General features: G+C 61.7%; 1 protein-coding gene. It reads right to left on the bottom strand.

Annotation, left to right across the window (positions count from 1 at the left end; genetic code table 11):
* Positions 1-2,147 (bottom strand): insulinase family protein (locus tag PF446_RS08595; RefSeq protein ID WP_298071021.1); only part of this gene is annotated, 2,147 nt, incomplete at both ends.

Here is a 2,147-nt window from a genome sequence, read left to right as displayed (position 1 = left end):
CCCTTGACCGCCGTGACAAAGTCGTCCGGCCGCACATACTTGCGGAAGCTGGCCTGGATTTCCGGAGCCGTCAAGTCCATGTAGTGCTTCGCTGCGATCGTCATCTCGTCCAGCGGCTTGCCCTGCCTGGAGAGCTCAAGCAGCAAACCGGCAATACTTCCGAAACTGGACTCGCCCAGTGGAATCTGACGCAGCAGCATGCCCTTGGCCCGATGCAGCTCTTCGGCACTGACCGGCGATTGCTGCATCTGCTTGAGATCACGCACCACCAGATCGTGTGCCTCGGCCACCTTATCCGGATCACAGCCATAGCTGACCTGGAAGCGTCCGCGATGCGCATCCAGCGAGAACCCGCTGGACACGGTGTAGACCAGACCGCGCTTTTCGCGCAGGTCACGGGTCAGGCGTGCGGCATAGAAACCGCCACTGAGCACCATGTTGCCCGCGTTCAGTGCATAGCGGTTGGTGCTCTTGTCGGTCACGTCGACCTGCTGCGCCATGGTGACCGAATCCTGCGAAGCCGTTTTGTCCGGCGTGTTGAATTGCGCAGTCTTGGCATCCAGCGGCACCGACGGGTAGTCGATATCCGGCTTGGGTCCGGTGGCTTTCCAGCCCCCGAAATTGGACTCCACGACCTTGCGTGCCTGAGCCGGCGTGACGTCACCGATTACCACGATATTGGTCATGTCGGGGCGGAAGGTCTTGGCGTAGTAGTCCTTGACGTCACCCATGGACAGCGACTGGATCGACTTGGGCGTGGCGTAGCGCAACTCGGGATCGTTCGCCGGCAACAGGGCCTTGTCCAAATGCATGCTGTTGAGGAAATCCGGTGTCTGCAGCATGCCGGCCGTCTGTGCGGCCTGACGATGCTGCATGATCATGAAGGCACGTTGCGGAAGCGCCGGATGCAGCTCGTTGGCGGCAAGCAGTTGCATGCCCTTGTCGAAATGGGCTACCGGTACCGCCAGCGAAAAACTGGAGCCCGCGCTTTCATGCGCGCTGATGGCATCCAGCGCGGCCTGGAACTGCAAACGGTTCATGCCGGTGGTGCCGAAATTGAACAGGTCGCCCAGCACGCCAGCCACGCCTTCCTTGCCCTTGCCGGCCTGCAGGTCCTGGTTGGTCTTGATCTGACCGAACACCTCCACCGTCTTGCTGACATGTTCGGGCTGCACGATCACGCGCAATCCGTTGGCCAGCGTGAACGATTGCGGATGGATCGCCGAACGCGGAATCTCCAGCTTGCTGAAGGCGTTCCTGGCCCAGTCGGGCAACACCACCGGGCCATTGGGCTTGCCGCCAAAACTCTCGGCCCCACCAAAGCCTTTGCTCGAGGCGGGCTTGCCTGACGATTCCGGTGTCAGCACGGCGGTAATGGCGTGCTTGGGATTGAATACCCGTTTGGCCAGCGCATTGACCTGCTCCGGCGTGACCGCCTCGATGGCCGCCTTCACGTCATCGGGGGAGTTCGCTCCCTGGAAGGCCAACGCCCGGGACCAGGCATTGGCCAGACCGCTGACCGAATTCTTCTGGTACTCCAGATCGGCAATGGCCTTGCTCTTGGCCGCACTGACCAGTGCCGCAGGAACCCCCTTGGACGCCGTCTGGGCGAGGATGCCCTGCATGGTTTGCAACACGCCGTCCGCATTGCCGCCACGGGGAAAGACGCCTTCGGCGAAAGCGAACCCGCCATGCGGCAGGAAATTGCCACTGAAGCCGCCATACAGCGCCTTGCCTGTCAGCCCCATCGCGAACAATTGGCCGCGCTTTGACGCCATGGCCTGGGACAGCACCAGCGCGGTAGCGTAGTCCTTGTCAAGCAGACCGGGCATCCGGTACGTGATCAAGGTCAGGCCATAGGGAAAGTCGGTCGGCAGCTTCACCGTATGTGCCTGCACCGGCTGCATCTTGAAGGCCGGTCGCTTAGGCAGGGATTTCCTTGGAATGGAACTGAACAGCGACTTGACCTCTTTCAGGGCCGACTTCGGATCGACATCCCCGGCAATCACCAGGATGGCGTTGTTGGGGGCATACCAGGTGTCGTGGAACTTCTTCAGCGCAGCCGCCGTGGTCTTGTCGAAGGACGGCCGTGTGCCCAGGCCCGTGTGCTGGTAGGGCGTACCCTTGAACATGCGCTTGCGCAGCTC

The organism is Oleiagrimonas sp., from assembly GCF_027858935.1.
Lineage (GTDB): Bacteria > Pseudomonadota > Gammaproteobacteria > Xanthomonadales > Rhodanobacteraceae > Oleiagrimonas.
This window is presented reverse-complemented; position numbering and strand designations above follow the sequence as displayed.